This is a genomic window from Leifsonia sp. McL0607 (genome assembly GCF_049993355.1).
Taxonomy (GTDB): domain Bacteria; phylum Actinomycetota; class Actinomycetes; order Actinomycetales; family Microbacteriaceae; genus Leifsonia.
On sequence record NZ_CP188253.1, the window covers coordinates 1704174 to 1720257 of the forward strand.

13 protein-coding genes are annotated in these 16084 nt (G+C 70.4%); 5 read left to right on the plus strand and 8 right to left on the minus strand.

Features of this window, described 5'->3' with window-relative positions; genetic code table 11:
- Position 1 precedes the first annotated feature (1 nt).
- Entirely contained in the window at positions 2-1366 is a 1365-nt protein-coding gene (locus ACPPVW_RS08255; RefSeq protein WP_426626011.1) for an FAD-binding oxidoreductase, read from the minus strand.
- Positions 1367-1508: 142 nt separating this feature from the next.
- Between ACPPVW_RS08255 and ACPPVW_RS08260 the strand changes: the two genes are divergently transcribed.
- Entirely contained in the window at positions 1509-2462 is a 954-nt protein-coding gene (locus ACPPVW_RS08260) for a DNA-3-methyladenine glycosylase family protein (protein ID WP_426626012.1), read from the plus strand.
- Between the two features lie 18 nt (positions 2463-2480).
- Here the strand turns inward: ACPPVW_RS08260 and ACPPVW_RS08265 are convergent, their stop codons facing one another.
- The 3 genes from ACPPVW_RS08265 to ACPPVW_RS08275 form a co-directional block, all read right to left on the minus strand.
- A complete protein-coding gene (locus ACPPVW_RS08265; protein WP_426626013.1) occupies positions 2481-3035 on the minus strand; it encodes an SRPBCC domain-containing protein in 555 nt (184 codons plus the stop codon).
- A gap of 99 nt (positions 3036-3134) precedes the next feature.
- Positions 3135-4721, minus strand: coding sequence for a phytoene desaturase family protein (locus ACPPVW_RS08270; protein ID WP_426626014.1), 1587 nt, complete (start codon positions 4719-4721; stop codon positions 3135-3137).
- A gap of 144 nt (positions 4722-4865) precedes the next feature.
- Positions 4866-5528 carry a hypothetical protein gene (locus tag ACPPVW_RS08275; protein ID WP_426626015.1) on the minus strand — a complete coding sequence of 221 codons (663 nt, stop codon included), beginning with the start codon at positions 5526-5528 and terminating at the stop codon, positions 4866-4868.
- A 278-nt stretch (positions 5529-5806) separates the two neighbouring features.
- Between ACPPVW_RS08275 and ACPPVW_RS08280 the strand changes: the two genes are divergently transcribed.
- Positions 5807-9490 carry a proline dehydrogenase family protein gene (locus ACPPVW_RS08280; protein ID WP_426626016.1) on the plus strand — a complete coding sequence of 1228 codons (3684 nt, stop codon included), beginning with the start codon at positions 5807-5809 and terminating at the stop codon, positions 9488-9490.
- A gap of 19 nt (positions 9491-9509) precedes the next feature.
- On the opposite strand, the gene ACPPVW_RS08285 is transcribed toward ACPPVW_RS08280, so the two are convergent.
- Entirely contained in the window at positions 9510-9755 is a 246-nt protein-coding gene (locus ACPPVW_RS08285; RefSeq protein ID WP_426626017.1) for a hypothetical protein, read from the minus strand.
- A gap of 49 nt (positions 9756-9804) precedes the next feature.
- On the opposite strand from ACPPVW_RS08285, the gene ACPPVW_RS08290 reads away from it, so the two are divergent.
- Positions 9805-10656, plus strand: a complete 852-nt coding sequence (locus ACPPVW_RS08290; protein ID WP_426626018.1) for an aldo/keto reductase — start codon at positions 9805-9807, stop codon at positions 10654-10656.
- A gap of 197 nt (positions 10657-10853) precedes the next feature.
- Here ACPPVW_RS08290 and ACPPVW_RS08295 read toward each other — a convergent pair whose 3' ends face one another.
- The 3 genes from ACPPVW_RS08295 to ACPPVW_RS08305 form a co-directional block, all read right to left on the minus strand.
- Positions 10854-12287: a sensor histidine kinase gene (locus ACPPVW_RS08295; protein WP_426626019.1), complete on the minus strand. Its 1434-nt coding sequence runs from the start codon at positions 12285-12287 to the stop codon at positions 10854-10856.
- On the minus strand, positions 12284-13000 hold the full coding sequence (locus tag ACPPVW_RS08300) for a response regulator transcription factor (protein WP_426626020.1): 717 nt from the start codon (positions 12998-13000) through the stop codon (positions 12284-12286). The genes ACPPVW_RS08295 and ACPPVW_RS08300 overlap by 4 nt, the downstream gene beginning before the upstream one ends.
- Positions 13001-13166: 166 nt before the next feature.
- A complete protein-coding gene (locus ACPPVW_RS08305; RefSeq protein WP_426626021.1) occupies positions 13167-13604 on the minus strand; it encodes an Lrp/AsnC family transcriptional regulator in 438 nt (145 codons plus the stop codon).
- 203 nt (positions 13605-13807) lie between these two features.
- On the opposite strand from ACPPVW_RS08305, the gene ddaH reads away from it, so the two are divergent.
- The gene (gene ddaH, locus ACPPVW_RS08310) at positions 13808-14671 is read left to right on the plus strand and encodes a dimethylargininase (RefSeq protein ID WP_426626022.1); all 864 of its coding nucleotides are present in this window, start codon (positions 13808-13810) and stop codon (positions 14669-14671) included.
- 25 nt (positions 14672-14696) lie between these two features.
- Positions 14697-15956 (plus strand): ornithine--oxo-acid transaminase, encoded by a 1260-nt coding sequence (gene rocD, locus ACPPVW_RS08315; protein WP_426626023.1) that lies wholly within the window; start codon positions 14697-14699, stop codon positions 15954-15956.
- Positions 15957-16084: the final 128 nt, after the last annotated feature.

Sequence of the window (16084 nt, forward strand, 5' to 3'; positions counted from 1 at the left end):
CTCAGCTCGGCCCGAACGCGAACACGCGATCGGGATCGTACGAGGCGCGCACGTCGGTGAGCCGGGCGTGCATCACGGCCGGCCACGCGCTCTCGAATGTCGTCGGGTCGGTGAGGTCGGTCGCCCAGTTGGCGTTCGTGACCGCCGAGATGCGGTGCTGCAGAGCGCGCGAGATCGCCTCCGTCGCTGCGGGAGCGGCGCTGTCGAACGTCGCTGGATCGGCGGCGATCGCGCTCAGGGTGTAACCGCTGTCGCGGCCGCCGACCGCGGTTCCGTCTGCGGTGTCGCGGTGGGCGGCTCCGCCCAGCTGCCGGATCTCGAGCGCGAGGAACGGGCTCTCGACGCGCGGGCCGGCGACATCGAGCAGGGCGTCGCCGTCGGCGGCGTCGAAGTCGTCGAGCATGAAGCCGCGGATCCACGACGGCGATCCCTGCTCCGGGTCGTTGTGGATGCTCGCGACCGCGGTCGTCGGGATCTCCGCCACCGCGTCGATGAAGACGGCCGCGGCCTCCCGGATCGGCGCGAACAGACGCTCGCCTGTCGCGCTGTCGCCCGGATAAGCGAACCGGACGCTGAGCACCGTTCGGCCGCGCAGCGGCGGCGGAGGGCCGTCGACGTCGGGCACGCGCAGCAGCACCACGGACGTCGTCGCCTCCTCGCCCAGCCCTGCGGCCCAGTCGACCCACGCGCGGAACGCGGGCTCGATGGCGTCGCCCTCGAAGAAGACGCTGCCGGCGTACAGCGTGGTGAGCGGAACCAGCTCGAGCGTCATCTCGGTGACGACGCCGAGACCGCCCTTGCCTCCGCGCAGCGCCCAGAACAGGTGCGGGTGGGAGCTCGGGTCGGCGCTGACGATCTCGCCATGAGCGGTGACGACCCGGAAGCCTCTGACCCAGTCGGCGGTGAAGCCGTGCGTGCGCGCGAGCGGGCCGAGACCTCCACCGAGGGTGTACCCGACCGCTCCGACACTCGTGGACGACCCGGCGACCGGGGCGAGCCCGTGCTCGGCCGTACGCTCGATGACGGGCGCCCAGCGAACGCCGGCACCCAGTCGGACCAGGTGCGCCGGCGCGTCGACGACGATCGAGTCGAGCGCCCGCGTGGAGACGATGAGCCCGCCGACGGTCGGCGCCTCCTCCCCATGCCCGGTGGCCTGCACGCGCACCGGGAGGTCGTGCTCGCGTGCGAAGCGCACGGCCTCGGCGACGTCTTCTTCGCTCTCGACGGCGACCACGACGTCCGGATCGTGGCGGATCGCAGGGTTGAAGCAGGCGACTTCGGCGGCGAGCCCCTCATCGCCGCGGACGTAGACCGTCCCATGGACGTGCTCACGCAGGCGCGCGAGAGCTTCAGTATCGATTCCCATGGGGAGAACGTAGGGGAGACCACCGACAGCAGGCCACCGTCTGTCCGCGCACCGCGCACGGCACTGGACGGCCCGGTGGATGGCCGGGCGGATGGCCCGGCGAACGGCGCGGTGGTCAGCCGCGTGACGTAGCATGCCGTTCATGACCGCAGTACTCCCCGCCGACGCCCGGTCCGGGCGCGCCGTGGAGACGGTCTACCGCCCGGCGGGGGCGCTCGACCTCCCCGGGACGATCGGCCAGCTCGGACGCGGACCCTACGACCCGACGACATCGTGGGACCTGCAGGGGATGTGGCGCACCTGGCGCACGCCGGAGGGCCCAGCGACGCTGCGGATCCTCCGTGCCTCGGCCGACGGAAGCGTGCGGGCTGCCGCCTGGGGCGCGGGAGCGCACTGGGCGATCGACGCCGTGCCCGGCCTGCTCGGGAACGACGACGACTGGTCGAGCCTCGACGTGCGATCGCATCCACTGCTGCGCGACAGCCTGCACCGAAACCCCGGCCTCCGCCTCACGCGCACCGGCCTCGTCCTGGAGGCCCTGCTCCCCGCGATCGTCGAACAGCGCGTGACCAGCCTGGAGGCCTACCGATCGTGGGCGCGCCTCCTGCGCTGGTACGGCGAACCGGCGCCCGGGCCCGCGCCGGAGGGCCTGCGCGTGGTCCCGACGCTCCAGCAGTGGCGGGGCATCCCCTCCTGGGACTGGCACCGAGCCGGTGTCGACCCGCGTCGCGCCCGCGCGATCCAGGCCGTGCTCGCGGTCGCGCCCTCCCTGGAGCGGGCGATCGGCGCCGCAGTCTCCCTCCACGACGCCGAGACGGCGATGCGCACCATCCCGGGCGTCGGGCAGTGGACGGCAGCCGAGACGTTGCAGCGCTCGCACGGCCACCCCGACCTGGTCAGTGTCGGCGACTACCACCTCGCCCACCAGGTCGGCGAGGCGCTCACTGGCTCACGCGTCGACGACGACGGGATGCTGGAACTGCTCGAGCCATGGCGGGGGAACCGTCAGCGCGTGGTGCGGTTGATCCTCGCGAGCGGTTTCCGGTTCCAACGGCGGGGGCCGCGGGTCCCTTTCCAGGACCATCGCTGGCATTGACCGTGTCTGCGCGCGGCGTCAGCCGGTCGTGCCGTCGCGCTGCGCCGTCGCGTGCTCGAGCCGCAGAGCGCGGTCCAGTTCGCGGCACAGCGTCTCGTAGTGGTCGCGCATCGCCGGGTAGTAGTCGTCCCATTTCGGCATCGACTTTCCGTCGTGTGCAGCGACGAGCCGGTCGAGGTAGTAGTCCCAGCCCACGCAGTAGTGTGCCGAGCTGGCGATGGAGCGCAGCCGCTGCCCGAAGGTGACGGTCGTGTGGCCGCTGGCCTCCGTCAGGTGGACGAACATGACGAGGGAGTCGGGAGCCTCGCCGACGTCTACGTGGAGGCGGTGCGGCGACTCGCACAGCATGACGGCGACATTCTGCCACTCGGCCTTGTCGCCCTCCGCGTTCATGCGGAACTTGACTGCCCCGGTCGACCCTGTGCCGGTGTACTCACCGATCCACAGCGCAAGTCGCGGTGATCTCGTGAAGTACGACCACACCTCCTCGATCGGAGCCTTGAAGATGCGGTCGAGGACCACATAGACCCCGTCGTCCTTGCGAACGAGTCGTCCTGTCGGCTGCGGCAACATGGTGACCTCCCTGAAAGAGCCCCCTCCTGTTCCTCACCATAGTCACCCCCATCCGGTTACGGCAGGGGCCGTGCCTGGGTGTCGCGTGCGAGTCCTCTCTCAGTCCTCCAGAACGGCCATCGCCGCGTTGTGCCCGCCCAGTCCGCTCACGGCGCCGCCGCGCCGAGCGCCGGAACCGCAGAGCAGGATGCGCTCGTGCCGGGTAGCCACACCCCACCGCTCGGCGGGCGTTGCGAGCGCGTCGTCGTCTTCGGCGAACGGCCATGACAGCGGGCCGTGGAAGATGTTGCCGCCCGGCATGTTGAGCGCGTGCTCGAGGTCGCGGGTGGTCTTGGTCTCGATGCACGGATTGCCGTCGCCGTCGGTGAGCAGCAGGCTCTCGACCGGCTCGGCGAGCACCGAGTTGAGCGAGGCGAGCACGGCGTCCTGCAGGCGCTGCCGGGTCGCATCGTTGTTGTCGTCGGTCAGCCAGCGGTCTGGGGTGTGGAGGCCGAAGACGGTGATGGTCTGGGCGCCGCTCTCGGCGAGATCGGGGTCGAGGATGCTGGGGTCGGCGAGCGTGTGGCAGTAGATCTCGCAGGGGAGGAACTCGGGCATGACCCCGCGCAGCATTCCGGTGTGCGCCGCCTCCAGCTGCGTGAACGTCTCGTTGATGTGGAATGTCCCACCGAACGCGGCGGTCGGGTCGACCGAGGCGTCGCGAAGCCGCGGCAGTCGCTCCAGGAGAAGGTTGACCTTGACCTGAGCACCCTCCGCCCGCGCCCGAGGCGGATCGGAGCGCTCGCCCAGCAGACCGTCGAGGACGTCGGGGGCGACGTTCACGAGGACGTGCCGTCCCTCCACCCGGCGTTCGTGGCCGTTGCGGGCGTACGACACCGAGCCGTCCGGCCGGATCGAGGTGACCTCAGCTCCGGTGACGATGCGGGCGCCGGCCTCGCGGGCGACGCGGGCGAGCTCGCCGGTAACCGAGCCCATGCCGCCGACCGGGACATCCCACTCGCCCGTGCCCCGGCCGATGACGTGATAGAGGAAGCAGCGGTTCTGCGCGAGGTCGGGGTCGGAGAGGCTGGCGAAGGTGCCGATGAGCGCGTCGGTCGCCGCGACGCCGCGCACGAGGTCGTCGCCGAGGCGCGACTCGATGAAGCCGCCGATCGGGCGCTCGATGAGGGCGTCCCACAGCTCGTCGTCGCCGACGAGCGCTTTGGCCTCGCTGCGGGTGAGCAGGGGCTCTGTGACGGTCGGCCACAGGGCACGCGCGACAGCTCCGGTCGACTCGTAGAAACGGGTGAACGCCTCGGCGTCGTCGGCCGCTCCGATGCGTGCGAAGGAGGCCGCCGTCGCCTCGGTATCGGTGCGGTCGATCAGCAGTCCTGCGCCCTCCGGGTCGCCGGGGACCGGGGTATAGGACGCGTAGCGCCTCCTGGCCAGCCGGATGTCGAGGCCGAGCTCGTCGATGATCCGCTGCGGGAGGAGGCTGACGAGGTACGAATAGCGGGAGAGGCGTGCCTCCACGCCGGGGAACGCCTGCGCGCTGACGGCCGCTCCGCCGACGTCGTCGAGGCGCTCCAGAAGGATGACGCTGCGCCCGGCCTGGGCGAGGTAGGCGGCGGCGGTGAGGCCGTTGTGTCCGCCGCCGACGATCACGACGTCGTGGGACGCGGCGGGGGAGGCTGCGGGGTCGGTCATGCGTCAGAGCCTACGGGACGTGTTCGGGCCTGCTAACGCACCGCGTGGGTGGTCGCGGTGAGCCCGATGGGCACGCTGTCTGAACCTCACGAACGGATGCGGGACCCGCGCAGGACCCCGCATCCTTCGCTTTGACATGTCGCCTCAGACGAGCGCGACGATCGCCACAACTGCGCCGATAACGGCGCCGGCCGCCTTCAGGGCGTTGACGGCCGCGTCGACCGCCGCCTGGACGTCCCAGCCGACGTGCGCGTTCCACTTCCAGCGGTAGCCGGCGACCAGCTTGGCCCAGTTGTTGCGGACGTCCGGGCTGTTGGTGGAGTTCGTCCAGTTGTAGTCGCGGCTCCCGGACTCGAACGTCCCGTTCATGTGGCCGCTCGCGCTGAACGTGTACGCGACCCCGCCGGAGTCCACGAACACCCAGACGAACTCGACGTTGTACGACGGCGCGCCGGAATCGTGGAAATGTCCGCTGAACAGGCAGGTCCCGTCCGAGTGCAACTCGATCGAAGCGTAGCCGCCGACCGGCACGCCGTTGTTGAATGTGATGTAGCCCGTCTGGATAGGGCCGATGGTCGGTGGCAGCGAAGGCTGGTCGACGTCACCGAGGTGCATGATGAACTTGCTGAGGTCGATGTTCGACTTCTCGGTGAGGATCGGCAGCCGTTTCTGGATGTTCTTCACGTCCTCCGTGATGGTGAGTTCGCCGGAGCCGCCGATGGTGGCCCGGACGGACGCCTCCCTGACGGCGTCCTGGATAGAGGCCCGGTCGAGCTGGACGCTCATCGGGGTTTCAATGTCGGTCATAGTGTCCTCCGCGGGCGCGCGGAAGCGCGGTCGGCCATTCCTGGGCGCGGATGGGCAGCGTTGATCGCATCGCGATGTTCCCCCTGGTCGAACCAGCGCGTTCGCGCTCCCCTGGTTCGTTGAACGTTCGTCGAGGTCTCGGCGGACACCCTTGTCCTATCACTCAGGCGGGTGTCTGCACCAGAAGGGGTGTATCCACAGGCGTCGTCGGCTGTGACTTCTCCACCGATCGGGAGTGGTCCCGTGTCGCCTCAGGAGCGAGGAATACAGTCGTGGACATGGTTGAACACACGGACGAGGTGCGGACCGCGGTGCTAGCCCAGGAGGCTGTCGAGCTTGTTCGACACTGGCTGGCCGAGAGCGGCAGCGGGGAGGGCGGTGCTCAGGCGCCTCGCGATCCCGCTGCTGAGCGTCTCGCGGGTGTGCTGCGCGACCCCGACGGTCTCGACTTCGCTGTGGGGTTCGTCGACGGCGTCGCTCGCCCGCAGGACCTCTTCGTCGCCGGCTACAACCTCCAGCGCGTCGCCAAGAAGATCCCGGCGTTCCTGCCGTGGTACATGCGTGCGGCGATCTGGCTCGGCGGCGTCTTCGGCCCGGTGCTCCCGTGGGTGGTCATCCCGATCGCCCGGCGTGTGCTGCGCAGCATGGTCGGCCACCTCGTCGTCGACGCCACGCCCGAGAAGCTCGGCCCCGCCATCGCGCACCTCCGCGCCCCGCGCGATCCCGCCGGTCACGGTGCGCGACTCAACCTCAATCTGCTCGGGGAGGCGGTGCTCGGCGAGACCGAGGCGGCTCGCCGGCTCGAAGGCACGCGTGCTCTCCTCGCGAGAGACGACGTCGATTACGTCTCGATCAAGGTCTCGTCGATCGCGTCGCAGCTCTCGATGTGGTCGTTCGACGAGACGGTCGATCGCGTGGTCGACCGGCTCGTGCCGCTGTACGAGTTCGCCGCGTCGTCGCCGACGCCGAAGTTCATCAACCTCGACATGGAGGAGTACCGCGACCTCGACCTGACGATCGCGGTCTTCGAGCGCGTCCTGAGCCGGCCGCAGCTGCTCGGCCTGGAGGCCGGAATCGTGCTCCAGGCATACCTGCCCGACGCGCTGGACGCGCTCCAGCGGTTGACGGAATGGGCAGCGCAGCGCCGCATCCAGGGCGGAGCCCCCATCAAGGTGCGTGTCGTCAAGGGGGCCAACCTGGCGATGGAGCGGGTGGAGGCCGCAGTGCACGATTGGCCGCTTGCCACCTACGGCAGCAAGCAGGCGACCGATGCCAACTACAAACGCGTCCTCGATTGGGCGCTCACCCGCGAGCACACCGACGCTGTCACGATCGGCGTGGCCGGTCACAACCTGTTCGACGTGGCCTACGCCTGGCTGCTCGCCTCGCGCCGCGGGGTCACCGACCGCATCGACTTCGAGATGCTGCTCGGCATGGCCACCGCGCAGGCGGAGGCCGTGAAGCGCACTGTCGGCCAGCTCCTGCTCTACACGCCGGTCGTCGACCCCGGCGAGTTCGACGTCGCGATCTCGTACCTCATCCGCCGGCTCGAAGAGAACGCCAGCCACGAGAACTTCATGTCGGCAGTGTTCGAGCTCGACTCCAACCCTGCGCTCTTCGATCGGGAGCGCGATCGGTTCCTCGCGTCGGTCGCCGCCCTCGAGGCCGACCCCCTCCCGTACGGTGCGGCTCCGCTGCCCAACCGCAGGCAGGACCGCTCGCGCGAGTGGGAGCAGAAGACCGCCGAGTCGTTCCTGCGGCCGCCCGCGGTCGAGGCGGAGCCGGCAGCAGCGGAAGGGCTGACGAGTGTCGTGCTCGGTCTGAGTCGTGGGTCGGGTGGTGGGCTGCTGGAACCGCCGACGACCGGCGCGATGCCGTCCGCGTCTGGTTCCGCTTCGGGTGTGCCGGCGGTGCCCGGTGCGACGGCGACGGGGTTCCATAACACCGCCGACTCCGACCCGTCGCTCGCCGCGAACCGCGACTGGGGTCGCCGCATCCTGGCCCGGTCGGCGTCGAGCGAGCTGGGAGAGCGCACGATCGCGGACGCCCAGGTGGTCGACGCAGGGCACCTCGACCGGATCATCGCCGCCGTGCGCGCGTCCGGGCAGGCCTGGGGAGGCCGCAGCGGTGCCGAGCGCGGCGCGCTGCTCGACCGGGCGGGCCACGCTCTGGAAGCCAACCGCGACCGCCTGATCGAGGTCATGGCGGCGGAGACCGGCAAGACCATCGCCGAGGCGGATCCGGAGGTGAGCGAGGCGGTCGACTTCGCCCACTACTACGCGTCGCTCGCTCGCGAGCTCGACGGGATGCAAGGCGCTCGGTTCGTGCCGTCGGCGCTGACGGTCATCACGCCTCCCTGGAACTTCCCGGTCGCCATCCCGGCCGGGGGTGTGCTGGCGGCGCTCGCCGCGGGCAGTGGTGTGATCATCAAGCCGGCCCCGCAAGCGCGACGTGCCGCGGCGGTCATGGTCGAGGCGCTGTGGGAGGCCGGCGTCCCGCAGGAGATCCTGGCGCTCGTCGATGTCGCCGAGAACGAACTCGGGCAGCAGCTGGTCTCCGACCCGCGCGTCGACCGGGTGATCCTCACCGGCTCCTACGAGACGGCCAAGCTGTTCCGCTCGTGGCGCCCCGACCTCCCGCTGCTGGCCGAGACCAGCGGCAAGAACGCCATCATCGTCACGCCGAGCGCCGACTACGACCTCGCCGTCGCCGACATCGTGAAGAGCGCCTTCGGCCACGCCGGCCAGAAATGCTCGGCGGCCAGCCTCGTCATCCTCGTCGGGTCGGTCGCGCGTTCCGAGCGGTTCCGCAACCAGCTGGTCGACGCGACGACGACCTTGCGGGTCGGCTACCCGAGCGATCCCGTCACCCAGATGGGTCCGCTGATCGAGCCGGCGTCGGGCAAGCTCCTCCACGCGCTCACGACGCTGGGCGCCGACGAGGAGTGGCTCGTGCAGCCGCAGCCGCTCGATGACAGCGGCCGGCTCTGGTCGCCAGGCATCCGCACCGGCGTGCAGCCCGGGTCGTACTTCCACCTCACCGAGTTCTTCGGTCCGGTCCTCGGCGTCATGACCGCGCGCACGCTCGATGACGCGATCCGGTATCAGAACGCTATCGAGTACGGCCTCACGGCCGGCCTGCACTCCCTCGACTCGGAGGAGCTGGCGCACTGGCTCGACACGGTCGAGGCGGGCAACCTCTATGTGAATCGGGGCATCACCGGCGCGATCGTGCGGCGTCAGCCGTTCGGCGGCTGGAAGCGGTCCTCCGTCGGGGCCGGCGCCAAGGCGGGTGGTCCCAACTATCTGATCGGGCTGGGCGGCTGGGAAGCCGAGACCGGCGCGTCGAGCTCCAGCCTCCATCTGCGTGGTCTGGAGCCGCGCGTGACGGACCTCATCGAATCGGGGCAGTCCGCCATGGATTACCCGGCCTTCGACCTGGTGCGGCGCTCGGCTCTCAGCGACGCGATCGCCGTCGCCACCGAATACCACCAGGCGAAAGATGTCTCCGGTCTCGGCGTCGAGCGCAACATCTTCCGGTACCGGCCCGTCCCTGTCGCGATCCGGCTGTCGGAAGGCAGCGGGCTACCGGAGCTTCTGCGGGTGCTGGCGGCGGCAACCGTCGCGCGCTCGCCGTTCACCGTGAGCACGAGCATCGCGCTCCCGAGGGCCACGCAGCAGGTCCTCAAGTCGAGAGACGTGGAGATCGTCGTGGAGAGTGACGCGCACTGGCTTTCCCGGGTGCGCGGCCGACGCGTCGCGGCCCACCGCATCCGCCTCATCGGCGGCGACCCAGCCGCCCTCGCCGCCGCGCTCGGCGGGACCCCCGACGTCGCGGTCTACAGCGGCGCCGTCACTCCGTCCGGCCGGATCGAGGTGCTGCCCTTCCTCCGCGAGCAGGCGATCTCGATCACCAATCACCGCTTCGGCAACCCCACGCGGCTGTCGCAGGGGGTGATCTGAGGACCCGACGGGTCGGCGGTCACTCCTCTTCCTCCTCCAGCTCGAGGAGTTCGTCGGCCGCGTCGGTGTTGCCGGTTGCGGCGAGGCGGCGCAGCTCGTCGAGGTCCCCGCGTTCGGCGGCGAGCTCGACAAGGGCGTCCTCGGCGTCGGCGCTCCCGGCGTCGGCCAGGCGGCGCAACTCGGCGAGGTCCTCGCTCTCGATCGCGGCCTCTACGGCGAGGGCGAGTTCGTCCGGATCGGACGGGATGGGTGGGGTGGCGGTCATGGTGCTCCTTCCGACGAGCGCCACCTTACCCGGGCGTACGCTGAGACGCATGACCGAGAACCCATCCCTCTCCACCGCCGTGCCCGCGATCGCCCTGAACTCGGGTACCACCATCCCCCAACTCGGGCTCGGCACCTGGCCGCTGGACGACGCGGAGGTCGAGCGCGCGATCGTCGCGGCGGCCGAGATCGGGTACCGACATGTGGACACGGCCGCCAAGTACGGCAACGAGACCGGAGTGGGCCGTGGCCTCCAGGCCAGCGGACTTGCGCGCGAGGACTGGTTCGTGACCACCAAGCTCGACGGCGGATACCAAGGCGACGACCGTGCGATCGCGGGACTCGACGCCAGCCTGCAGCGGCTCGGACTCGACTACGTCGACCTGCTGCTCATCCACTGGCCGCTGCCCGCGCGCGACCAGTACGTCTCCACGTGGCAGACCTTCATCGGGCTCCAGCAGAGCGGCAAGGCACGGGCGATCGGCGTCTCCAACTTCAAGCCCGCCCACCTCGACCGACTCATCTCCGAGACCGGAGTGACTCCAGCGATCAACCAGATCGAGCTCAGCCCCGCCATCCCGCGCCTGGAGCAGCGCGCCTACGGCGCAGAACACGGGATCGTGACTGAGTCGTGGAGTCCGATCGGCGGCTCGGGCGGACTTCTCTCCGCGCCGGTCCTCGTTGCGCTCGCCGAGAAGCACGGCCGCACGCCCGGGCAGATCGTGCTGCGCTGGCACGTGCAGAACGGGCTCGTCGCGATCCCCAAGTCGCGCAATCCGCAGCGGATGGCCGAGAATCTCGCGGTCTTCGACTTCGAGCTGGACACGGACGATCTCGCAGCTCTCGACGGGCTCGACCAGGGTCCCGACGCGGGCGTCGACTCCGATCGCACCGGGCACTGATCGGGGTCTGACCGGGGGTCTGACCGGGCGGGCGTCCGCGAACCGGCGCCGGCTCGAGCATCCGCCGCACCGGGCGGGCGGGCGCCCACCGGGCGGGCATCCGCCGCACCGGGCGCCGGCTCGGGCATCCGCCGCGCCGGGCGGGCGCGGACGCCCTCCGCACTGCGCCGCATCACACTGCGCGCCGCCCGCCTCCCTTAAGCTCGCACGAGCGGCAGCCGCACGGTGACCACGAGGCCACCGCTCGGCGCGTTCGCGAGCTGGACCGAGCCTCCCGCGGCGCCGGCCAGCGCCGCCACGATCGCCAGTCCGAGCCCGCCTCCGCCTCCGGAGGTCGACGTGCGGGCGCCGTCAGCGCGGGTGAAGCGGTCCAGGGCCACCGGAATGAAATGCTCGGGCATTCCCGGACCCGAGTCGTGGACGGTGAGCACCACCCACCGCGCCTCGACGTTCAGGGAGGCGCTCACCACGTCCTCCGGACCCGGGTCTGCCGCCTGGCCGCGGATCGCGGTGATGGCGTTGCCCAGGAGGTTGTCGAGGATGCGTCCGAAATCCGTCGGCGAGAGCGCGACACGGGCGTCCGCGTCGGGGCGGCGCTTGGGGTCGTAGTCGAAGTCGACCGAGATCGGGCGGGCGTCCTCGTCGCTGCTGACCAGCAGCCGCGCGCGGTCGATCGCGTCGGTGAGTTCGTCGACGAGCGTGCGCCAGTCGATACGGCCGCTCGACGGGCCGGCCTCGATGCGCGACAGCTCCAGGAGGTTGTTCGCCAGCTGCCCGAGCCGCAGCGCAGTCGAATGCGACGAGCGGATGTCGTCCAGGAGAGCGTCCGCGTCGCCGGCGTCGAGCTCCGCCAGCTCGAGCTGACCGCGGAGAACCGCCAGCGGTGTGCGGAGCTCGTGGCTGGCGTCCGAGACCATCTGCCGCTCGCGGTCCGCTGAGGCGCGCAGCCTCCGGATCAGGTCGTTCAGGGTCGTCGCCAGCTCCGATAGCTCGTCCTGTGCGGGGCCGACTGTCAGCAGCCCCTTCGGACCGTCTTCCGAGCTGCTGCGCTCGCTGCCCGCGATGCGGTCGGCCTGCTCGCGCATCCTGCTGACCGGTCGCAGGGCCGCGCGGGCCAACAGCCACGACGCCGCGCCGAAACCGAGGATCAGAGCCAGCGCGCCGACCAGCAGCGCCAAGGTGAGCCGGTCGAGGATGAGGGAGGTCGTCTCGTCGTTGCGAGCCGCGATCACGTGCATCTCGCCGGCGGTCGTCGCCACGCTGCGCACCAGCACGTCGTAGGTGTCGCCATTGACTTCGATCGTCGCAGGCAAGGGTCCCAGCCTCAGAAGCCGGGGGATCCGGTCCTCCACCGACTCCGGGAGCGTCGACGCCAGGACGTTGCCGTCGGCGTCGACGACGGCCAGCTCCTGGCCGCCGCCCGGCAGATCGAACGGGCCGGCCGGATTCGCCTCCACGGACGCCGCCGGCGCGGTGACGTCGTTCGTCAGCAGCGTGTTGGTGGCGTTGTGGAGGATGGAGGCCACCCCCACCCGGATCACCACGACGGCGACGAGACCGAAGAGGGTGGCGACGACGAGGCTGCCGATCGTGATGCGCGCGGTGATCGACAGGCGCCGCAACCAGGTCACGGGGCCGGGGCCTCCGCCGACGGCTGCTTCGAGTCGAGCGCATTCTTCGCGTCGAGCCGGTAACCGCGGCCGCGCTCGGTCACGATCGAGAGACCGGCGCCGGCGAGGTCGAGCTTCTTGCGAAGGTACGAGACGTACTGGTCGATGACATTGGTCCCGATGTTGTCCGTGGTGCCCCACACCGACTCGAGGATGTCGGACCGCGACAGCGTCTTGTCGGGGTTCGTCGCGAACAGCCGCAGCAGGGTGAACTCCCGACGGCTCAGCGGCATCTCGTGCCCCGACACCAGGGCCTGGTGCTCGTGGGAGTCGATCGTCAGCCGGCCGATGCTCACTTGCGGACGCATCCCGCTCGGCTCGCGGCGCAGGAGCGCGCGAACGCGAGCGGCCAACTCGGCGAACGCGAACGGCTTGGTCAGGTAATCGTCCGCACCGGAGTCGAGGCCGTGGACGCGGTCTTCGATCGCGTCGCGCGCGGTCAGGAGGAGGATCGGCATCGGGTTGTTGGCCTCGCGGATGTGCCGGCACAGCTCGAAGCCGCTCATGCCGGGCAGCATCACGTCGATGGCGGCGGCGGAGAACGCGTCGCCGCGCAGGGCGATGAGGGCGTCGACGCCGTTGGTGACCAGGGTGACGTCGTAACCTTCAGCGGCCAGGCCGCGTTCGACGAGGCCTCCCATGTCCGGATCGTCTTCGACAACGAGCAGCTTCATGCGCCCATCGTGCCACTGATCGTCGTGTCAGCGCTCGGATCGGGGCCTCCGGCGCCTCAGCGTCTGCTGAATTTTCTCGCAGAACGGCGGTCAGGTTCGCTCGACTTCTGTCGTGAGCCGACGTGATGCGCGGTGTCGATCCACACGACCGACGGTACCGGGAGGGTCAGCTGTTGCCGCGGTTGATGAGCCGCGACAGCACGATGGCGCTGCGGGTGTGGTCGACGTTCGGCGCAAGCCGCACCTTCTCGAGCGCAGCCTCCAGGCTCGGGATGTCGCGCGAGCGGATGTGGACGATCGCATCGGCGCTGCCGGTGACGGTGCCGGCGTCCACGACCTCCGGAACCGCCGAGAGGATGCGCAGGAGCTCTTCGGGCGAGACGGTCCCTCGGCAGAACAGCTCGACGTACGCCTCGGTGCTCATGCCGTCGATCGCGGGGTCGACCTGGATGGTGAAGCCGCGGATGACCCCGTCGGCGACCAGTTTGTCGACGCGCCGCTTGACCGCCGACGCCGACAGGCCGACGACACTGCCGATGTCGCCATAGCCGGAGCGCGCGTTCTGGCGGAGCAGGTCGAGGATGCTGCGATCGAGGTTGTCCACGGCGCAAGCATACGGTGGATCGTTGCGCGAAGGCGAAAATCACGCGAGTATCGTGCGCCCCGGCGCAAGGGACGCGCGTGGACGGCACTCGTTTCATGCCGCCACCGCTCAGACGCAACAAAAGCGCGCGCGGCTCGTGTCGGTGGCGATTTCGTGCACCGTGACGCAGCCACTCGCCGACAATCGTGTGTGACACTGTCGTCATGTCCATCACCGACCAGGAGGAGGAGCCCGCGAGCGCCGAGCGCCCGCTGCGCACTCCACGGGCGCGGACGGTGCTGATGTGCCGGCCGGAGCACTTCGACGTGGTGTACCGGATCAACCCGTGGATGAACCCGGGCCTGCCGACCGACACCTCACTCGCGGTGCGGCAGTGGGACGAGCTTTACCGCCTCTACGTCGGGCTCGGCTTCGACGTGCGGCTCATCGAGCCGCTCGCGGGCCTCCCCGACATGGTCTACGCGGCCAACGGCGCCTTCGTGATCGGCAACATCGCCTACGGGGCGAGTTTCGCCTATCCCGAGCGGCAGCCGGAGGCGCCGGCGTACCGCGCGTGGCTACGGGGCGAAGGCTTCGAGGTCGTGGCGCCGCGGGCGGTCAACGAGGGCGAGGGCGACTTCCTCCTCGTCGGCGAGACCATCCTCGCGGGCACCGGATTCCGGAGCAGCAGCGCCAGCCACCGCGAGGTGGCCGAGGTGTATGGACGCGAGGTGCTCACGCTGCGGCTGGTCGATCCCAGCTTCTACCACCTGGACACCGCACTCGCGGTACTGGACGACACTCCCGGGCGAGAGCACATCGCCTACCTCCCGCCCGCGTTCGACGCGGACAGTCGCGCCCTGCTGGCCGAGCGGTACCCCGACGCGATCCTCGTCGACGGGGACGACGCCGCCGTGCTCGGCCTCAACGCCTTCTCCGACGGGTATCACGTCGTGATCGCCTCCCGCGCGCTCGACTTCGCCCGGCAGTTGCGCGATCACGGCTACGAAGCCATGGGCGTCGACCTCTCCGAGCTGCTGCTCGGCGGAGGGGGCGTCAAATGCTGCACGCTCGAGCTCCGGCGATGACGCTGAACCCACAGAGAGAACGACCATGACCGACACCGTCGCCCACCGCATCCACCCGTCGAGTTCCGCTCCGACGCTGCGCCAGGCGCACGCGATCGGGCTCGAGGACGAGCACGCGGCGCACAACTACCATCCGCTTCCCGTCGTGATCGCCGAAGGGGTGGGCGCCTGGGTCACCGACATCGATGGCCGGCGGTATCTTGACTGCCTCGCCGCGTACTCCGCCGTCAACTTCGGGCATTCCAACCCGCTGCTGCTGGACGCCGCCCGCGCGCAGCTCGAACGCATCACGCTGACCAGCCGTGCCTTCCACAACGACCAGCTCGGCCCGTTCGTCACCGAACTCGCGGCGCTCGCAGGCAAGGACATGGTGCTGCCGATGAACACCGGTGCGGAGGCGGTGGAGTCCGCCATCAAGGTCGCGCGCGCCTGGGGCTACCGGGTCAAGGGAGTCGCGGACGGCCGCGCGAACATCATCGTCATGGCGGGCAACTTCCACGGCCGCACCACCACCATCGTGAGCTTCTCCGACGACCCGGATGCCCGGGAGGGGTTCGGCCCGTACACACCAGGCTTTCGGGCGGTGCGATACGGCGACGCCGCAGCGGTCGAGGCGGCGATCGACCCGAACACGGTCGCGGTGCTGGTCGAGCCCATCCAGGGGGAGGCCGGGATCCTCGTGCCGCCGCCGGGGTTCCTCCCCGCGCTGCGGGCGTTGTGCGACGAGCATCGGACTCTCCTGATCGCAGACGAGATCCAGTCGGGATTGGGGAGGACGGGTTCGACCTTCGCCTGCGATCTGGTCGGTGTCGTGCCCGATCTGTACCTGCTCGGCAAGGCGCTCGGCGGCGGCATCGTGCCGGTCTCGGCGGTGGTCGGCGACCGGGACGTGCTGGGGGTGCTGCGCCCGGGCGAGCACGGCTCGACCTTCGGAGGCAACCCGCTTGCGGCCGCGGTGGGCCGCGCCGTCGTAGCGTTGCTCGCGACCGGCGAGCCGCAGGAGCGGGCGGAGCTCCTCGGTCGCCGCCTCCGCGGCGATCTCGAGCGGCTCGTCGGACACGGCGTGCTGCGCGTGCGCAGCGTCGGCCTGTGGGCGGGCATCGACATCGACCCGGCCCTCGCCACCGGCCGGGAGGTCTGCGAGCTGCTGATGGAACGGGGCGTGCTCGCGAAGGACACCCACGGCTCCACGATCCGCCTGGCCCCGCCGATCGTGGTCGAGCCCGCCGACCTCGACTGGGCCGTCGACCAACTGGAGGCCGTGCTGGGCGAGTTGGCGACGTAGTCGAGCCGGACAGCTCGCCAGCGGCGACGAACGAGTTGGCAGAACACGCCGCGTCGCGCGCAGGTCAGGCGGCATGTCCGCCAGTTAGTTCGCGCGAGCGGCTCCGGCGGGGTGCAGTCGCCATACTG